The sequence below is a fragment of the Streptomyces sp. NPDC051020 genome (assembly GCF_040683105.1).
Classification (GTDB): Bacteria; Actinomycetota; Actinomycetes; order Streptomycetales; family Streptomycetaceae; genus Streptomyces.
This window is the reverse complement of record NZ_JBFBCG010000035.1, coordinates 1-14,632: the sequence shown is the minus strand read 5'-3', so window position 1 is coordinate 14,632 and position 14,632 is coordinate 1. Positions and strand designations below refer to the sequence as shown.

Sequence of the window (14,632 nt, the reverse complement as noted above, 5' to 3'; positions counted from 1 at the left end):
ACCCCGCCCACCCCACCTGGGCCCGCACCTTCGTGTGCGGGCCCGCCTTCATACCCGGCCCGCCCGGGCCGCAGGAGCCACCATGCACACTCGTACTCTCCGGTCCCTCCGGCGCGGTGCCGCCGCCGGCACACTCGTCGCGCTCCTCGCGCTCTCCGGCTGCAGTTCGGACGGCGGCACCGACGCGGCGGCGAACCCGACGCGGAGCATCTCCGACGACCAGGCGGCCGGTGTCCCGGACGACCAGGCGAGCCCGGCTCCCCAGGAGTCGTCGAGCCCCTCCAAGGGCCCGGTCCTGCCCGACGCGAAGCTCACTCCGGCGACCGGTTCCTTCACCGCCAAGGAGAAGAAGTACCTGCACGGCCGTGTTCCGAAGAACATGGATCCGGCCGCCGTGCTCCAGGTCGGCCAGGAGACCTGCCAGCGCATCGAGCGCACCGCCGCCCACGACAAGGACGCCGCCATCGGCGCGCTCATCGCCGGGGACCTGCCGTCCGCCGACGACGCGATCGGCCAGCTGTGCCCGAAGCAGAAGCCGCTGCTGGACAAGGCCGCGACCGGCTTCACCGACGGCACCCGCAAGAAGCCGGCACCTGGCACCTACCGCGCGCTGACCACGGCCGAGGGCTGCACCTGGAAGGCACTGGGCGCGGACGACAAGGTGCTGGCCTCGGGCCCGGGCCCGGACGCCCCGAAGAAGGTCACCGCGAAGATCCCGTACGGGACCCGTAGGTTCGTCTCCTCGGGCTGCTACGCCTGGCTCCCCGTATAGGGGGTGCCGTTCGGACCGGCGCGGGTCCGCACCGGTCCGAAGGAGAGGGAACCGTCCTAGGCCCGCTCGTACACGTCGAGGAGTGTGCCGAGGACCGCGTCCATCGCGAACGTCTCGGCGGTGAGCTTGCGGGCCGCCGCCGACGCGGTGCGCCGGGCGTCCGGGTCCAGCAGGTCGAACACCGCCGGGGCGATGCCGTCGGGTCCCGTCACCACGCGGCCGGCCCCGGCCCGGTCCACGTCGCGGGCCAGTCCGTTGGAGTCGGTCACCACGACCGGCGTGCCAACGGCCATCGACTCCAGGACCGACATCGGGAACGGCTCGTCCACCGACGGCAGGACGTACACGTGCGCCCTGCGCAGCTCTTCGGTCATACGTGTCCCGTCGAGCGGTCCCGGGCAGCTCACCTGCGCCGCGAGTCCGAGCTCGTCGATCCGCCGCCGCACGACGGCGAGTTCGCCCTCGTCGGGGCCCGCCACGACGAACGTCGCCCCGGGGTGCCGGGCGAGGATCGCGGGCGCCGCCTCCACCAGGTCGACCGGGCGCTTACGGGCCTGGAGCCGGGCCGCGTACAGGATGCGCGGCGGTCCGCCAGGCGCGGGGCCCTCGGGCTGCGCGGGCACGCCGTTCACCAGGCGGACGGCGCGGGCGAGCCCCGTCCCGCCCACCACGGCCTCCAGGTCCCGCAGTTCACGGGTGGTGAGGTGGAGGACGGCGGTGGCACCGCGTAGCACCCGCCGGACCGCGACCGCGTCGAGAACGCGGGCCGAGCGCCGCTCGCTCGGGTCGACCATGCCGTGCGTCTGGAGGAACAGCGGCTTCCCGGCGCGCAGCGCGGCGAGCGCCACCGGCAGGGTCACCAGGTCGCGCGCCAGATGGACATGGACGACGTCGGCCTGCCGTACGAGACGGTGGGCGCCGGCGAGAAGGGACAGCGAGGTCAGGCCGCTGAACCCCAACGGCAGGATCCTGCGCGCCTGGTGGAGCCGGGCGGGCACGCCCTCCACCTCCTCGGGCAGCGGCCCCTCGAAGCCGTCGGCGAGGGCGGTGAGCCGCGCGTCGTGCCCGCGTTCCCGCAGTCCCTTGCAGAGGTTGAGGGCGACCCGGACCGGACCGCCGAAGGCGTGGGTGGGGCTGTGCAGGGTAACCGCGTGCAGCACTCTCACGCCGGCTCCTCGACGGGTCGGCGCCGGTTGTCGGCGGTGTGCAGGGTCAGTTCGGGCAGGTCCTTGTGGAGGACCGCGCCGGCGCCGACGATGCCGCAGCGGCCCACCTTCACCCCCGCGAGGACGGTGGCGCGGGTCGCGATCCAGGCGCCGTCGTCGACGGTGATCGGCGCGTTGCGGTACCGGAAGTCGGCGGCGCGGTGGTCGTGGCTGCCTGTGCACAGCAGGGCCTCCTGCGACACGCACACATGGGCGCCGAGGGTGACCGGCTCCAGGTTGAGGATCCACGCCCCCTCGCCGATCCAGGTGTGGTCGCCGACCGTCAGCTTCCACGGCCACAGCACGCGCACCCGGTGCCGGATGAGCACCCCCGTGCCGATCTCGGCGCCGAAGGCCCGCAGCAGGGCCGTCCTGACCCGGGCCGGGGTGAACCACGCCATGAAGACCGTGTTCATCACCGCGAACCAGAGCGCCTGGACGAGTATCCCGCGCCCCTTGTCGTATCCGGCCAGAGTGAAGGCCGGGAGATCACGCATCGATCCATCCCCCCAACAGCGTTTCCCCGAACGCTACTTCGCCACACTCTAGTAGCTGACCGTTCACCGCAGGCCAGGGCTCGTTAGACTGCCGCTGGGGATCATTTTCGGGGCGGGGGCGCCATGACGCAGCAGATGGACCAGGGCACGACCAGCACACCCGGGCCATCGGAGCGGGGCCGGCAGGTGGCGGTACCGCCCTTCCGGCCGCGCACGCTGCTCTCCCGCGCCCTGTCGGTCCCGCTCGTGCTCGGCTTCGCGGTGTTCCTGCCGCTGCTCGTCCTGGTCCAGCCCGGCACCGGTCTGCACGACTCGGCGCTGTGGCTCCAGCTGGCGCTCACCATGTACGCGGGCATCCGGCTCTCGGCGATGATCCTCTCCAGCCGGCGCAAGCTGCTCGCCGGTTCGTTCTGGCTGTTCGTCTACATGGCGATGGGCGTGGCACCGCTCGCGCAGGCCGTGCTCGGCCGCACGCCGACGCCGGTGGTGGGCGCGCGCACCGATCTGACGGAGGCGGTCGCGCTCGTCCTGATCGGCTGTGTCGCCTTCGACATCGGCACTCTGCTGGCACGCCAGCGACCCGAGCGGAAGCGGGAGGACAAGCTGCGGCCGGCGCTGGTCCACCGACGCCGGCTGTACCTGCTGACCGTGGTCGCCTTTCTCGGCTCGGCGCTCCTCGTCGCCAAGCTGGGCGGTCCCGCGGTCTTCTTCACGAGCCGTCAGGAGATCATCAGCAGCGTCCAGGAGGCCGGGCTCTCCCAGGCCGACTCGCAAGCCGGGCAGGCCATCGTGCGCGGCTTCGGCACCGTGCCCGCCCTCATCGCCTGGCTGGCGTACACGCGCTGGCTCGTGACCTCGCGGCGTGCCCGCCGCTCCGTGGTGATCATCGCGGTCTGGGGGGCGCTGGCCGCCCTGAACGCGGTGGTCAACAACCCGATCTCCAACCCGCGTTTCTGGTTCCTCACCGTCCTCTTCTCGCTGCTGTTCACCGTCTTCCCGGTGAGCGCCGCCTTCTACCGGATCGCGCTCAGCCTGGGCGTCATCGTGGCGCTGGTCGTCTTCCCGTTCGCGGACCGGTTCCGCTACGACGAAGCCAACTACCGTCCGGTGCAGACCACTTCGCCGCTGGAGCCGCTCGCCCTCAAGGACTACGACCAGGTCGGCATGTTCGCCAACACCATCACGTACGTCCGGTCGGGCAGCGGCCACACCTTCGGCCGTCAGTTGGCCGGCTCGGTGTTGTTCGCGGTCCCCCGCTCGGTGTGGCCCGACAAGCCGATGGACACCGGGGTCATGGTCGGCCAGTGGATGGGGGCGACCAACACGAACCTCTCGTCGCCGGTGTGGGCAGAGCTGTGGATCGACTTCGGCACGATCGGCATGGTGGCGGGGTTCGTGGCCATGGGATACGCGGCGGCACGGGTCGACCGACGCTATGCCCGCCGCGCGGTACGCAGCTCCCGGCCGGGCAGCCTGATCGCCCTGGCCGTCCCGCTGGTCGCCGGTTACTCCTTCATCCTGCTGCGGGGTCCCCTGCTCCAGGCCTCGGGCCGGGTGGCCATCGCGGCGTTCTGCATCGCCCTGATCACCACGTTCCGCCAGGACCGGGCGACGGGGCTGCGCTGACCGGAGCGTCGTGACCGGGCGGGGCCGGGCGGGGCCGGGCGGGCTCACGCCGTGCCGACGGCTTCTGTCCGGCAGGCCCCTCGCGGGACCGACGAGCGGGAAGCCGAAGGGACATCCGGCCACGGGACTGCGGAACCACGCGGCCACGGCGCACGGGGGGGGCAACAGGCCCCCCAGGAATGCGCCGCCGCCCCGGGGGAGCGCCGAGAACACCCTCCGGCCCCTCCCCCACAAAGTGACTCTCAGCTCGCGGGGACCGCCGGAACCGCCGTCGTCGGGGCCGTCTCCTCCACCCGCAGGCGCGCGACCCGGGTCCAGGCCGCCACCGCCTTCAGCGCGGAGCCCGCGGCCAGACCCCAGGCGGCTCCGAGCGCCGAGCCTGTCAGCAGGTATCCGGCGAGCATGAGGACGACCGAGAGCAGCGAGAACACCACCTGGACCGACAGGGTGGCGCGCGGGCTGAGTACGCGCAGGGTCACCAGGGCGCAGGTGCCGAGGCCCATCACCGCGTACTGGGCGCCCGAGGCGGGCAGCAGAGCGGCGGCCGACTGCCAGGTGGCGCCGAGGAGTTGGCGCCCCACGTGATCGGGAAGGGCGTACAGCACGAGACCCCAGGCGAGGCCGACGGCACTGAGCACGAGGCCGAGCAGCGCGGCGGCGCGAGTGGTGGCCCGCCGGCCGCCCAGCCGGTCCAGCAGCGGCGGCCCGAAGGCGTTGACCGAGTTGAACAGGACGTTGAGCGGCCCGAAGAGTGTGGTGGCACCACGCAGGGCGCCGACCGCCAGCGGGGCGGCGAACAGGCCGAGACCCAGCACGGCGAGCTGGCTGGAGGCGTTGCCCACGGCGAACTCCACGGCGAAGCGCTGCCCGAGGTGCCCGCGGCGTACGTAGGGCCGCAGGTCCGCCCGCGTGCCGCGGACATGGGGCCACAGCAGGCACAGGCCGAGCAGCAGCGCCGGGACGGCCGAGGCGCCCCACACCGCTACGAGGAGCCCGGGCGCGGCGTGCCGGGGCTGGAGCAGCAGCGCCGGCACCACGCACACCAGGCGCAGGCTGTCGGCAGCCAGGGCCAGGCCGGGCCGCCGCAGGGTGGAGAACGCGTACCGCAGTCCGTCCTGCACCAGGACCAGGGGCAGCACGAGTCCGAGGGTGAGGAAGGCTCCGCCGGGCCCGGCCCAGCCGCCGGTGACGGCGCCGGTCACCGCGCCGACGGCGGCGAGCAGCACACCGACGACGGTGGAGGCGAGGGAGGTGAACGCGATCGCGGACCGGCAGGCGGCGCCGGTCGTGACGGTGTCGCCCCGGGTGAGGACGACGGCCTGGCCGACGTAGGCCATGTTGAGGCCGAGCAGCACCGTGAAGGTGAGGTACACCATCGAGAAGGTGGCGAAGCCGTGCGCGGTGGAGACGCGGGCGGCGATGACCAGCACGGCGATGTTGGTGAGGCTGGACGCCGCCTGGTCGAGCACGGAGGCGAGGGCGGCCGCCGACCGCCGCGGGGTGCACCGCGGGCCGGACGGCTGATCGGACGGCTGCTGTTCCTGCGGGGCGGTCAACGGTCCCCCGAGCGGACGGTGCGCAGCGCGACCGTGTCGCTGCCGTCGCCGTCGAAGTGCCGCTCGGGTTCCGGGCTGTTGGTGGGCTCGGGGGTCCTGGCCGGCTGTCTCTTGGGCGCCCGACGCCCGCCTTTGCGGCGCGCGCCGGGCGTACGGACCCGTTTGGAGTCGGTGTGCGTCACCGCGCCGAGGACGGTGCCGCCCGCGCCGACGATCAGCTCGCGGATACGCATCAGGTCGGCGCGGTGCACGGTCCGCGGGTCGCAGACGATGAGCACGCCGTCGACACGGTCGACGAGCGCGAGGGCGTCGGCGTACGCGAGGACGGGCGGGGCCACGACCACGACGGCGGCGTCCGGATCGTCGGCCTCGGCGATCAGCCGGGTGGTCCGGGCGGAGGTCAGCGCGCGCGGTACGTTGCGCACGCGTTCGCCGGGGACCAGCCCGAAGGTTCCCGACTCACCCGCGTCGACGAGAAGTTGCCCTCGGCTCGGCCACTCGCCCTCGGCGTGCTCGCCGGTACGGCTCCAGCGGGGCCGGGATGCGGCGGACACGTGGAGCCGCTCGGAGAGCGACGGGGTGCGCAGGTCGGCCTCCACCAGCAGGACGTTCTTGCCGGTCTCGGCGAACGAGGCGGCGAGGTTGACCGCGACGGCGACGCTCGACTCCATGGAGCCGCGCGGGGCGACGACGAGCAGTCGGCGCCGGTCCGCGAACCGCTCGTCGTAGGCGAGGCGGAAGGCGATCGAGCGGTACTCCTCCGCCGCCCGGGAGTCGGTGTGGCCGACCACCAGGGTGCCCGCCGAGCCGCGGGGCAGCGCACCGAGGACGGGACCGCGGACGGCGCGGGCGACGTCACCGGCCGAGCGGGGCGCCGGGTCGAAGACGAGCCGTACCCAGGCGCCGAGCAGGCCGAGACCGACGCCGGCGAGGCCGCCGAAACCGAGCGACAGCGGCAGGCCGGGCCCGTCGGACGAGGAGGGGACCGTGGCGTTGCGGATCACGTTGCCGGGCGTCATGTCGAGCGCCTTCAGGCTGGTGATCTTGCTGCGGAGGTCGGTGATGCGGTTGAGCAGGTTGGCCTGCACCGCGTAGGCGGAGTCCGCGGCGGATCCGTCGGGGAGCTGCTTGATCTGCCGGGAGAGCTCGTCATTCTGCTTGGCGACCGGATTGAGCTGGTCCTGCAGGCTCTTGAGCATCGAGTCGCGGACGGACTCCCACTGGTCCTTGCGCATGTCGATGTAGGACGCGGTGATGGCGTTGGCGCGGCGCGCCGCCTCCTTCGGGTCGGACGCGTTGTACGTGAAGTGCAGCACGAGGGTCTGCGGCGGGTTGGTGACCTGGAGCCCGCCCTGGAGCTGGTCCACCTCGTCCGCGCTCATCTTGAGCTGCTTCGCGGCGCCTTGTGCGACCGAACGGCTGAGGGCCGTCTGCCGCTCGGACCCCATGTTCAGCGCCTTGTCGCTGGAGAGCGTCGGCGCGAAGGGGTCGCTGGTGGGGGCGCGGAGCACGACGTCGGTGGTGGCGGCGTAGCTGTCTGCGCCGGTGACCCCGAGCCATGCGCCGGCCAGCAGTCCGATGCCGACGCCGCCGCCTATCAGCCACCGGTAGCGCAGCAGTTGGCGGAACTGCTCACGCAACTGCTCCGGCTCGTCCTCCCCCCGGACGGGAACATGTGTCTCGTTCACCTTCCAAGTCCCCCCATTGCCTCGTCGATCAGCGCGTCGATGCGCGCGAGACCCGCCTCACGTGACAGATGGGCCGTTACATGGCGCTGACCCGCCGCGCCCAACTCGTGTGCCATCTTCGGATCTTCGGCGAGTCTACGCACCACCGACAAGAACTGATCAGGATTCTCCGGTTCCACAAGCATTCCGGCACCGGATCGCAGCACTTCGCGGGCCGTGCCGCCTTCGGCGGCCACCGAGGCGACCACCGGGCGGCCGGCCGCGAAGTAGGAGGTGAGCTTGGAGGGGACGCTCATGTCGAGGACGGAGGCACGCTGGGTCACGGCGAGCACGTCGGCTGCGGCCAGCACGTCGGGGAAGTCGGCATCGGCAGCGGGAGGCAGGAACTCCAGATTGGGCAATCCGTGAGCACGGCGGGCGAGGTGCTCGCGCTGATTGCCGTCTCCCATCAGCACGATCCGGGTGGCCGGGTCGCGGCGGGCCGCCTCCACCAGCACGTCCAGCCCCTGCTTGAGGCCCATGTTGCCGGAGTGCAGGACCACGGTCTGCTCCGGCCGCCAGCCGAGGCGTTCACGGGTGCGGGCACGGGGCGCCGAAGGAGCCTTTATGTGTGACCAATTGGGAACCAGGCGGATGCGTCCGGGATCCACGCCCATGGCCCCCACCCGCTCGACGAACGTCTCATGGATGACGCCGACGAGGGTGGCTCGTCGCAGCACCCACGACTCCGCACGCTCGGCCAGCTCAGCGGCGCGGCCGCCGCCCTGGATGCCGGACTGTGCGGCGGCGGCCCCCATGAGGTCCTGCACGACCGGCACATACGGGGCGTGGTGCCGGGCGGCGATACGGGCGCCGATCACTCCCCCGGCGAGGCTGGGCAGTTGGGCGAGCACGGCGTCGACGCGCCCGGTGCGGGGCGGAGCGGCGAGACCGTGGGCGAGGATCGATCCCTCGAACAAGGCTCTGCGCAGGGCGCTTTGTCGCGCCGGGACGCTGTGCCGACGACGGTGGACGGTGACTCCCGCACGCTGCTCGGTGACCCGCCACACCTTGCGGTAGGCGGGGTCGAGGCGCCAGGACGGGTAGTGCGGGAGCCCGGCGAGGACGTGGGTGTCGTGCCCGTGGCTCGCCCAGTGCTCGGCGATGCCGGTGGCGTACGGTCCGATACCCGTATGCTCGGGCGCGTAGTTGGTGGACACCAGGAGCAACCGGCGTCTGTTCCAGGCGAGTTCGCCCTTTTCGTCGGTAACCACGGTGACGTCCGGCTGAGTGGTGCGCTGCCGCGGCACGGAGACCCCTGCGCGGGTAGCCCCGCTCCCGTCCCGATTGCGACGCTCGTCGTGGGTGTGTGTCACGCGACGAAACCTTCCCCCCGGCCACCTCAGCGGCCTCCCCTGCATGTCCGCGCCTTACGGGACCCCCGGTCCCACGCTCTGCTCAGCAGTAAACCAGGACGCACCCCAATTATTCACCCTTCCTGCACCGATCATGAACGCCATCGTCAAAGTCCGCGCATCCCCGCATAGGAGTGCGCACAGGGGGACACCATCGATCGACGGGGGGCATCTGTGCCATCGAGCAAGCCGTATCACATGGGCTACGCGCCGGGCGCCTACGATCTTTTCCACATCGGGCACTTGAACATCCTGCGCCACGCACGTGCCCAGTGCGACTACCTGGTGGCAGGCGTGGTCTCGGACGAGATGGCCGAACGGGCCAAGGACAGACGTCGTCTACTTCCCGTACACCGTGCACACGTCGAGTACCCAGCCGCGACGTGCCATCGACGCCCTTGGCTGGACGCGGCTCACCGACGAACTACGGACAGCTCCCGGAACCAATTGGCGAGGAAGGCGAGGAGGAAGAGCGCGGCGGCCGCGGCGCCCGAGCTGACACCTTGTCAGTGAGGTCAGCAGAGGATCAGCATCGACCTGCCCGAAGACGGCTACACGTGACGCCGGCTGCACCTAGGCTTTCCTCCCTGAGATCTTCGCTGACCTGGCAGAATGCAGCCCTGGAGCTGATCCGGCAGGGCTAGGAGCCGCCCGTGTTCTATTACGTGCTCAAATACGTCATTCTGGGGCCACTGCTGCGCTTGCTGTTCCGGCCCAGGATCGAGGGACTGGAGCACATCCCGGAGGACGGTGCGGCCATCGTCGCCGGCAACCATCTGTCGTTCTCCGACCATTTCCTGATGCCCGCGATCATCAAACGGCGCATCACCTTCCTCGCCAAGGCGGAGTACTTCACCGGCCCGGGTCTCAAGGGGAGGCTGACTGCCGCGTTCTTCCGCAGCGCCGGTCAGATTCCGGTGGACCGGTCCGGCAAGGACGCGGGGCAGGCCGCGATCCGTGAAGGGCTCGGGGTGCTGAGCAAGGGCGAGCTGCTCGGGATCTACCCGGAGGGCACCCGCTCGCACGACGGCCGGCTCTACAAGGGCAAGGTCGGTGTCGCGGTCATGGCGCTCAAGGCACGGGTGCCCGTCGTGCCGTGCGCGATGGTCGGTACATTCGAGATCCAGCCTCCTGGCAGGGTCGTGCCGCGCATCAAGCGGGTCGCCATCCGCTTCGGTGAGCCGCTGGACTTCTCCCGCTACGCGGGCATGGAGGATCAGAAGGCGGCGATCAGGGCGGTCACCGACGAGATCATGTACGCGATCCTCGGACTCTCCGGTCAGGAGTACGTCGACGAGTACGCGGTCAAGGTGAAGGCCGAGCAGGCAAAGAAGTTCCCGAAACGGCGACGCTGACGGCGAATCCGCGAGGGGCGAACTCCCATGGTCCGACGGGCCGGCCACCGCCTAGCGTGCACCTCATGAGCAAGGGACACGCATGGGTTCTTGGAGCAACGGGACAGATCGGGCGGGTGGCCGTGCGGGCGCTCGCCGAGGACGGCTGGAAGGTGACAGCGGCCTCGCGCGCGGGCGGCCGGGACGAGCGATGGGCCGATGAGGTACGAACAGTCGCCCTCGACCGCAACGAGGAGGGGGCACTCGCCGCGGCGCTAAACGGCTCCTGGACGGCCGCAGGCGCCGGGTGCTCGCGCACCATGGCGCGAGCCGGTTCCATCCGGTCCATGTGTCCAACATCGCCGAGCTGATCAGGCTTGCCGCCCTGCGGCCCGGTTCGCGGGTGCTCAACGCGGGCGATCCGCAGGCGCCCACGGTCGCGGAGATCGCGGCGGCGATCGACGGCGTGCTCGGCCTGGAGACGGAGACGGTGCTGGTGGACGGACCGCCTCCCGCGGGGCACGTGGGCGAGACGCCGTGGAGCAGTGCCCATCCCATCGTGTACGACATGACGGCCGCCGAGAAGGAGGTCGGCTACCGGCCGGTGACCGGCTATGCGGAGTCGCTGCCGGAGACCGTGGAGTGGCTCGCCGCGCGGCTGGACGGACGGGACTGGCGGGACGCCTTCCCGGCGATGCTACGGGCGTACGGCGAGGTGCTCTTCGACTACCCGGCGGAGGACGCCTGGCTGGAGCGGTACGACCGGCGGGTGTGAACGGTCCTCGTACGAAAGGACGGGCGGCCGGTGGTTCCTGTCCGGCCGCCCGTCCCCGTCACTCAGTCGCCTACGGCTTCGGCGTGGCGTGCGGGGTGCACGTCACGTCCTGCCCGTCGGTCTGCCCGGTGAGCAGGTAGGTGTCCACCCGCTCGTTGATGCACGGGTTGACCAGGCCCGTGACGCCGTGCGAACCGGCGTCCTGCTCGGTGATCAGACGCGACCCCTTGAACCGCTTGTGCAGCTCGACGGCACCCTCGTACGGGGTGGCGGCGTCACGCGTGGACTGCACGATCAGCACTGGCGGCAGGCCCTTGCCGGTCTTGACTTCCAGCGGGGTCTGCTGCTTGGCCGACCAGGTCGCACAGGGCAGGTTCATCCAGGCGTTCGCCCAGGTCATGAACGGGTAGTCCTTGTGCAGCCGGGTGTTGTCGCGGTCCCACTGCTGCCAGTTGGTGGGCCACTTGGCGTCCGCGCACTCGACGGCCGTGTACACGGCGTTGCCGTTCTCGGAGGAGGCGTTCCCCGCGAGGTCCGACATGTCGGGGCCCGCGGCGTCGACCAGCGCCTGGGTGTCGCCGGCCCGGTAGTTGCTCCAGGTCCGGGCGATGCGCACCCAGGTGGAGTCGTAGTACGGCGCGCTCTGGAAGAAACCGATGAGCTCGGCGGGTCCGACGACGCCACCGATCGGGTTCTTCTTGGCCGAGGCGCGCAGCTTCAGATACTCCTGCTCGACCTGGGCAGGTGTGGTGCCGATGTGGAAGGCTGCGTCGTTCTGGGCGACCCATGCCTTCCAGTCGTCCCAGCGCTTCTGGAAGGCGATGTCCTGGTTGAGGTTGGCCTCGTACCAGATGTTGTCCTTCGCCGGATTGACCACGCTGTCGACGACCATGCGTCGGACGTGGTCCGGGAACAGCGTGCCGTAGACCGCCCCGAGGTAGGTGCCGTAGGAGACGCCCAGGAAGTTGAGCTTCTTCTCACCGAGCGCGGCGCGGAGGACATCCAGGTCGCGTGCGGTGTTCGGCGTGGTCATGTGCGGCAGCATGTCGCCGCTGCGCTCGGCGCAGCCGTCCGCATACTCGGCGGCGAGCTTGCGCTGGGCGCGCTTGTCGGCCTCGCTGTCGGGTACCGGGTCGGGCTTCGGGGCCTTCACGAACTCCTGCGGGTCGACGCAGGAGATCGGCGCCGAGTGGCCGACACCGCGGGGGTCGAAGCCGACGAAGTCGTACGCCTTCGCGGTCTTCGTCCACAGCGGGTTGTTACTGGTGATCCGGGTGGGGAAACGCAGCCCGGAACCACCGGGGCCGCCCGGGTTGTAGAGCAGCGCCCCCTGGTGCTCCTCCTCCGTGCCGGTGCTGACGTGCCGGTCGACCGCGAGCTTGATCTGCTTGCCGTCGGGCTTGGCGTAGTCGAGCGGCACGGTCACCCAGCCACACTTAATACGTGTGGACAGGGCCCAGTCGGCCGGGCAGTCCTGCCAGTCGATGCCCGCGTGGGCCGCCCGTGCGGCGGCGATCTGGACGCCGCGCGCCTCCGAACCGTTGTGGTGGCGGCTGTCGGCTGTGGCAGTCGGTGCGACTATCGCGCCGGCTACGAGCGCGCCCGCAATCAGAGTGCCGGCCGAGCCGAGCACTGCTGTGCGTCTCAAGTGGAACCTCCCCCATTGTCTGAAGCGCCGCAGGTAGCGGCGCAGTTCACATCGGGTCTTCCCGCGGATCCTGTCGTCTATGGGGTGCCTGGGAACAGGCTGTACACGCACTTCTTTACCGAATCGATAACCGGAGACCCGTGTCCCGCTGAGCGGTGTTCACTTGCGTCCGGCGTCCAGCAGTTCGTCCAGGGCGCCGTCCAGGACGGTACGCAGCAGTCGAGCATCGGGGGCCACGGCGGTCACCAGCACCCCGGGGCCGGCGAGACGGGTGAGTGCGGCGGTCGGCCCCAGCAGTCGCGTCTCGGGGCATTCATCCTCGAATGCCGGGTCTACGAACAGGAGTTGACCGACCGCGCGATGGCCGCCGAGTACAGCCCCGCCGTCCCAGCCACCAGGCACCAGGCACCAGGCACCAGGCACCAGGCACCAGGCACCCCGGGACCGTACGCCACCTCCTGGTCGAGCAGCGGACGACCGGCGCGGTGGACGGTGAGGTGGGCGCCGAGGGTGCCGGTGGACTCGTGTCGCCCGCGAGTCCGGGACCACCGGAGCGGTCCCCCTCGACCTCGACGAGCAGATCGGTGTCGGCGAGCCGGATACGGTCGCCGGTGGTGGGCCCGAACAGATCGGCGTACACGGCACGGTTGAGCTCAGTCATCGAGGGCACCTCCGGTTTCGCCGCGCAGGCCCAGGACAACGCGCCGTCCGGCGAGGGGCACGAGTTCGATGTCGACGGGGATACCGGGGTCGAAGCGGACGGCGGTTCCGGCGGCGATGTTCAGCAGCAGGCCGTGCGCAGCCGAACGGTCAAAGTCCAAACCGGGGTTGGCCTCGGCGAAGTGGTAGTGCGAGCCCACCTGAACGGGCCGGTCCGCGACGTTGAGGACGGTGAGGCGGGTGACGGCTCGGCCCGCGTTGAGCGGCACGGACCCGTCCGCGTAACAGGATCTCTCCGGGGATCACAGCGGCGCCTCGTCAGACGATCGGGTCATCGACGGTGACGAGCTTGGTGCCGTCCGGGAAGGTGGCCTCGACCTGGACGTCGTGGATCATCTCGGGGATCCCGTCCATGACGTCGTCGCGGGTGAGCACCTTCCGCCCGGACGCCATCAGCTCCGCGACCGTACGGCCGTCACGGGCGCCCTCCAGCAGATGCGCAGATCAGCGCGACCGCCTCGGGGTGATTGAGCCGCAGTCCACGCGCCGGCGCTTCTGCGCCACATCGGCAGCCACATGAATGAGCAGGCGTTCCTGCTCATGCGAGGTCAGTTGCAACGTGTCCACCTCACAGTCTTCCGCCCAGTCCGGCTTCTGGGCGCAGCGAGACACTCATCGCATTCAACTAGCTCCCGCAGCGGCGCAACAGTGAGGGCGAAACGCAAACCGAACGATCCTTCTCTTTGAATCGAGGTCCCCATGCCCACCACGCCAAACCGCCGTATGGTGGCGGTCGTCCTCCTGATCCCGGTCGTGATGACCATCGGCAGCGCCGCGGGCGGCGCCGCACTGACCCTCGCCGTCTGGGTGGCCCTGGGACTGACGGCCGTTCTCGCCGGAGGCCGGCGCCGGGCACCGGCGGCAGCCTGGGCACCCAGCACGCCGGAGCCGGCCCTGGCGGACTGAGCCCCACCGTCACGGCCGCCGTGCACCTCCGCCGTAGCGGACGGGGGTGCACGGTTTTTGGTGCAGGGGCGGTCAGTTGCCCGCGTCGCACTGTCCCCGGTGTTCCGCCGCAATGCCGAAGCGCCGCCGTTCGCCCGGAGCGGACACCGCGGAGCCGATCGAGGAGACCGAACTGATCACCTGCTCCTCCGCGACGACCGCGTCGCTCTCAAGTCGCTCCAGGTCAGCGGCCGAGACGAGCGCCACGAGCGGCTTTCCGTGCCGCGTCACCACGACCCGCTCGCCGCCGTAGACGACGCGGTTGATCAGTTCGGCGAGTTCAGCTCGCGCTTGCGTCACCGGAATCTCGTAGGCCATAGTCCCTAGCTTATGTAATGTCCACCTGGTCCACCGTGGTCCGTGGCGACAGCGAATATCCAGGTCAGCGATCCAGCGCACCTTCGGTGCGCGCCGGGGGCGTGGTAAATGCCGTGGCGTGCGCTGGGGGTGCTTCTGTCCGCTCTGACGGGGG

Annotated in this window: 11 protein-coding genes and 6 pseudogenes; 6 read left to right on the top strand and 11 right to left on the bottom strand. The window is 70.9% G+C overall.

Annotated features, from left to right (window positions below; genetic code table 11):
- The first annotated feature begins 82 nt into the window (after nucleotides 1-82).
- On the top strand, nucleotides 83-772 hold the full coding sequence (locus AB0N06_RS20260; RefSeq protein WP_366136055.1) for a hypothetical protein: 690 nt from the start codon (nucleotides 83-85) through the stop codon (nucleotides 770-772).
- A 56-nt stretch (nucleotides 773-828) separates the two neighbouring features.
- Here AB0N06_RS20260 and AB0N06_RS20255 read toward each other — a convergent pair whose 3' ends face one another.
- Nucleotides 829-1,938, bottom strand: coding sequence for a glycosyltransferase (locus AB0N06_RS20255; protein WP_366136054.1), 1,110 nt, complete (start codon nucleotides 1,936-1,938; stop codon nucleotides 829-831).
- Nucleotides 1,935-2,474, bottom strand: coding sequence for a WcaF family extracellular polysaccharide biosynthesis acetyltransferase (locus AB0N06_RS20250; protein ID WP_366136053.1), 540 nt, complete (start codon nucleotides 2,472-2,474; stop codon nucleotides 1,935-1,937). Before AB0N06_RS20250 ends, AB0N06_RS20255 begins: the two co-directional genes overlap by 4 nt.
- 123 nt (nucleotides 2,475-2,597) lie before the next feature.
- Between AB0N06_RS20250 and AB0N06_RS20245 the strand changes: the two genes are divergently transcribed.
- A complete protein-coding gene (locus AB0N06_RS20245; RefSeq protein WP_366136052.1) occupies nucleotides 2,598-4,100 on the top strand; it encodes an O-antigen polymerase in 1,503 nt (500 codons plus the stop codon).
- Nucleotides 4,101-4,342: 242 nt separating this feature from the next.
- Here AB0N06_RS20245 and AB0N06_RS20240 read toward each other — a convergent pair whose 3' ends face one another.
- The 3 genes from AB0N06_RS20240 to AB0N06_RS20230 are packed head-to-tail and all read right to left on the bottom strand — an operon-like array spanning nucleotide 4,343 to nucleotide 8,546.
- Nucleotides 4,343-5,656 (bottom strand): hypothetical protein, encoded by a 1,314-nt coding sequence (locus tag AB0N06_RS20240; protein WP_366136051.1) that lies wholly within the window; start codon nucleotides 5,654-5,656, stop codon nucleotides 4,343-4,345.
- Entirely contained in the window at nucleotides 5,653-7,344 is a 1,692-nt protein-coding gene (locus tag AB0N06_RS20235; RefSeq protein WP_366136050.1) for a lipopolysaccharide biosynthesis protein, read from the bottom strand. The genes AB0N06_RS20240 and AB0N06_RS20235 overlap by 4 nt, the downstream gene beginning before the upstream one ends.
- Entirely contained in the window at nucleotides 7,341-8,546 is a 1,206-nt protein-coding gene (locus AB0N06_RS20230) for a glycosyltransferase (RefSeq protein WP_366136110.1), read from the bottom strand. Before AB0N06_RS20230 ends, AB0N06_RS20235 begins: the two co-directional genes overlap by 4 nt.
- Before the next feature lie 390 nt (nucleotides 8,547-8,936).
- Between AB0N06_RS20230 and AB0N06_RS20225 the strand changes: the two are divergent.
- The 3 genes and pseudogenes from AB0N06_RS20225 (at nucleotide 8,937) to AB0N06_RS20215 (ending at nucleotide 10,847) form a co-directional block, all read left to right on the top strand.
- Nucleotides 8,937-9,237 (top strand): annotated as a pseudogene (locus tag AB0N06_RS20225) (adenylyltransferase/cytidyltransferase family protein).
- 154 nt (nucleotides 9,238-9,391) lie between these two features.
- The gene (locus AB0N06_RS20220) at nucleotides 9,392-10,093 is read left to right on the top strand and encodes a lysophospholipid acyltransferase family protein (protein WP_366136049.1); all 702 of its coding nucleotides are present in this window, start codon (nucleotides 9,392-9,394) and stop codon (nucleotides 10,091-10,093) included.
- Between the two features lie 65 nt (nucleotides 10,094-10,158).
- Nucleotides 10,159-10,847 (top strand): annotated as a pseudogene (locus AB0N06_RS20215) (NAD-dependent epimerase/dehydratase family protein).
- Between the two features lie 70 nt (nucleotides 10,848-10,917).
- On the opposite strand, the gene AB0N06_RS20210 reads toward AB0N06_RS20215, so the two are convergent.
- The 5 genes and pseudogenes from AB0N06_RS20210 to AB0N06_RS20190 form a co-directional block, all read right to left on the bottom strand.
- Complete coding sequence (locus AB0N06_RS20210; protein WP_366136048.1) at nucleotides 10,918-12,495, bottom strand: alpha/beta hydrolase; 1,578 nt, start codon at nucleotides 12,493-12,495, stop codon at nucleotides 10,918-10,920.
- 159 nt (nucleotides 12,496-12,654) lie between these two features.
- Nucleotides 12,655-13,028: pseudogene (locus tag AB0N06_RS20205) on the bottom strand (urease accessory protein UreD); the annotation flags it as partial.
- Nucleotides 13,016-13,156 (bottom strand): annotated as a pseudogene (locus AB0N06_RS20200) (hypothetical protein); the annotation flags it as partial. The pseudogenes AB0N06_RS20200 and AB0N06_RS20205, both read right to left, overlap by 13 nt.
- A pseudogene (locus AB0N06_RS20195) lies at nucleotides 13,149-13,461 on the bottom strand (urease subunit beta). The pseudogenes AB0N06_RS20200 and AB0N06_RS20195, both read right to left, overlap by 8 nt.
- A gap of 12 nt (nucleotides 13,462-13,473) precedes the next feature.
- Nucleotides 13,474-13,773 (bottom strand): annotated as a pseudogene (locus AB0N06_RS20190) (urease subunit gamma).
- A 141-nt stretch (nucleotides 13,774-13,914) separates the two neighbouring features.
- Between AB0N06_RS20190 and AB0N06_RS20185 the strand changes: the two are divergent.
- Complete coding sequence (locus tag AB0N06_RS20185; protein WP_366136047.1) at nucleotides 13,915-14,121, top strand: hypothetical protein; 207 nt, start codon at nucleotides 13,915-13,917, stop codon at nucleotides 14,119-14,121.
- Nucleotides 14,122-14,193: 72 nt separating this feature from the next.
- Here AB0N06_RS20185 and AB0N06_RS20180 read toward each other — a convergent pair whose 3' ends face one another.
- Nucleotides 14,194-14,478, bottom strand: a complete 285-nt coding sequence (locus tag AB0N06_RS20180) for a type II toxin-antitoxin system Phd/YefM family antitoxin (RefSeq protein ID WP_366136046.1) — start codon at nucleotides 14,476-14,478, stop codon at nucleotides 14,194-14,196.
- Nucleotides 14,479-14,632 lie beyond the last annotated feature (154 nt).

Excerpts from the sequence above, each read along its gene's own strand:
- AB0N06_RS20260 (WP_366136055.1), top strand. The coding sequence starts at position 83 with ATGCACACTCGTACTCTCCGGTCCCTCCGGCGCGGTGCCGCCGCCGGC.
- AB0N06_RS20250 (WP_366136053.1), bottom strand. The coding sequence starts at position 2,474 with ATGCGTGATCTCCCGGCCTTCACTCTGGCCGGATACGACAAGGGGCGC.
- AB0N06_RS20245 (WP_366136052.1), top strand. The coding sequence starts at position 2,598 with ATGACGCAGCAGATGGACCAGGGCACGACCAGCACACCCGGGCCATCG.
- AB0N06_RS20185 (WP_366136047.1), top strand. The coding sequence starts at position 13,915 with ATGCCCACCACGCCAAACCGCCGTATGGTGGCGGTCGTCCTCCTGATC.
- AB0N06_RS20180 (WP_366136046.1), bottom strand. The coding sequence starts at position 14,478 with ATGGCCTACGAGATTCCGGTGACGCAAGCGCGAGCTGAACTCGCCGAA.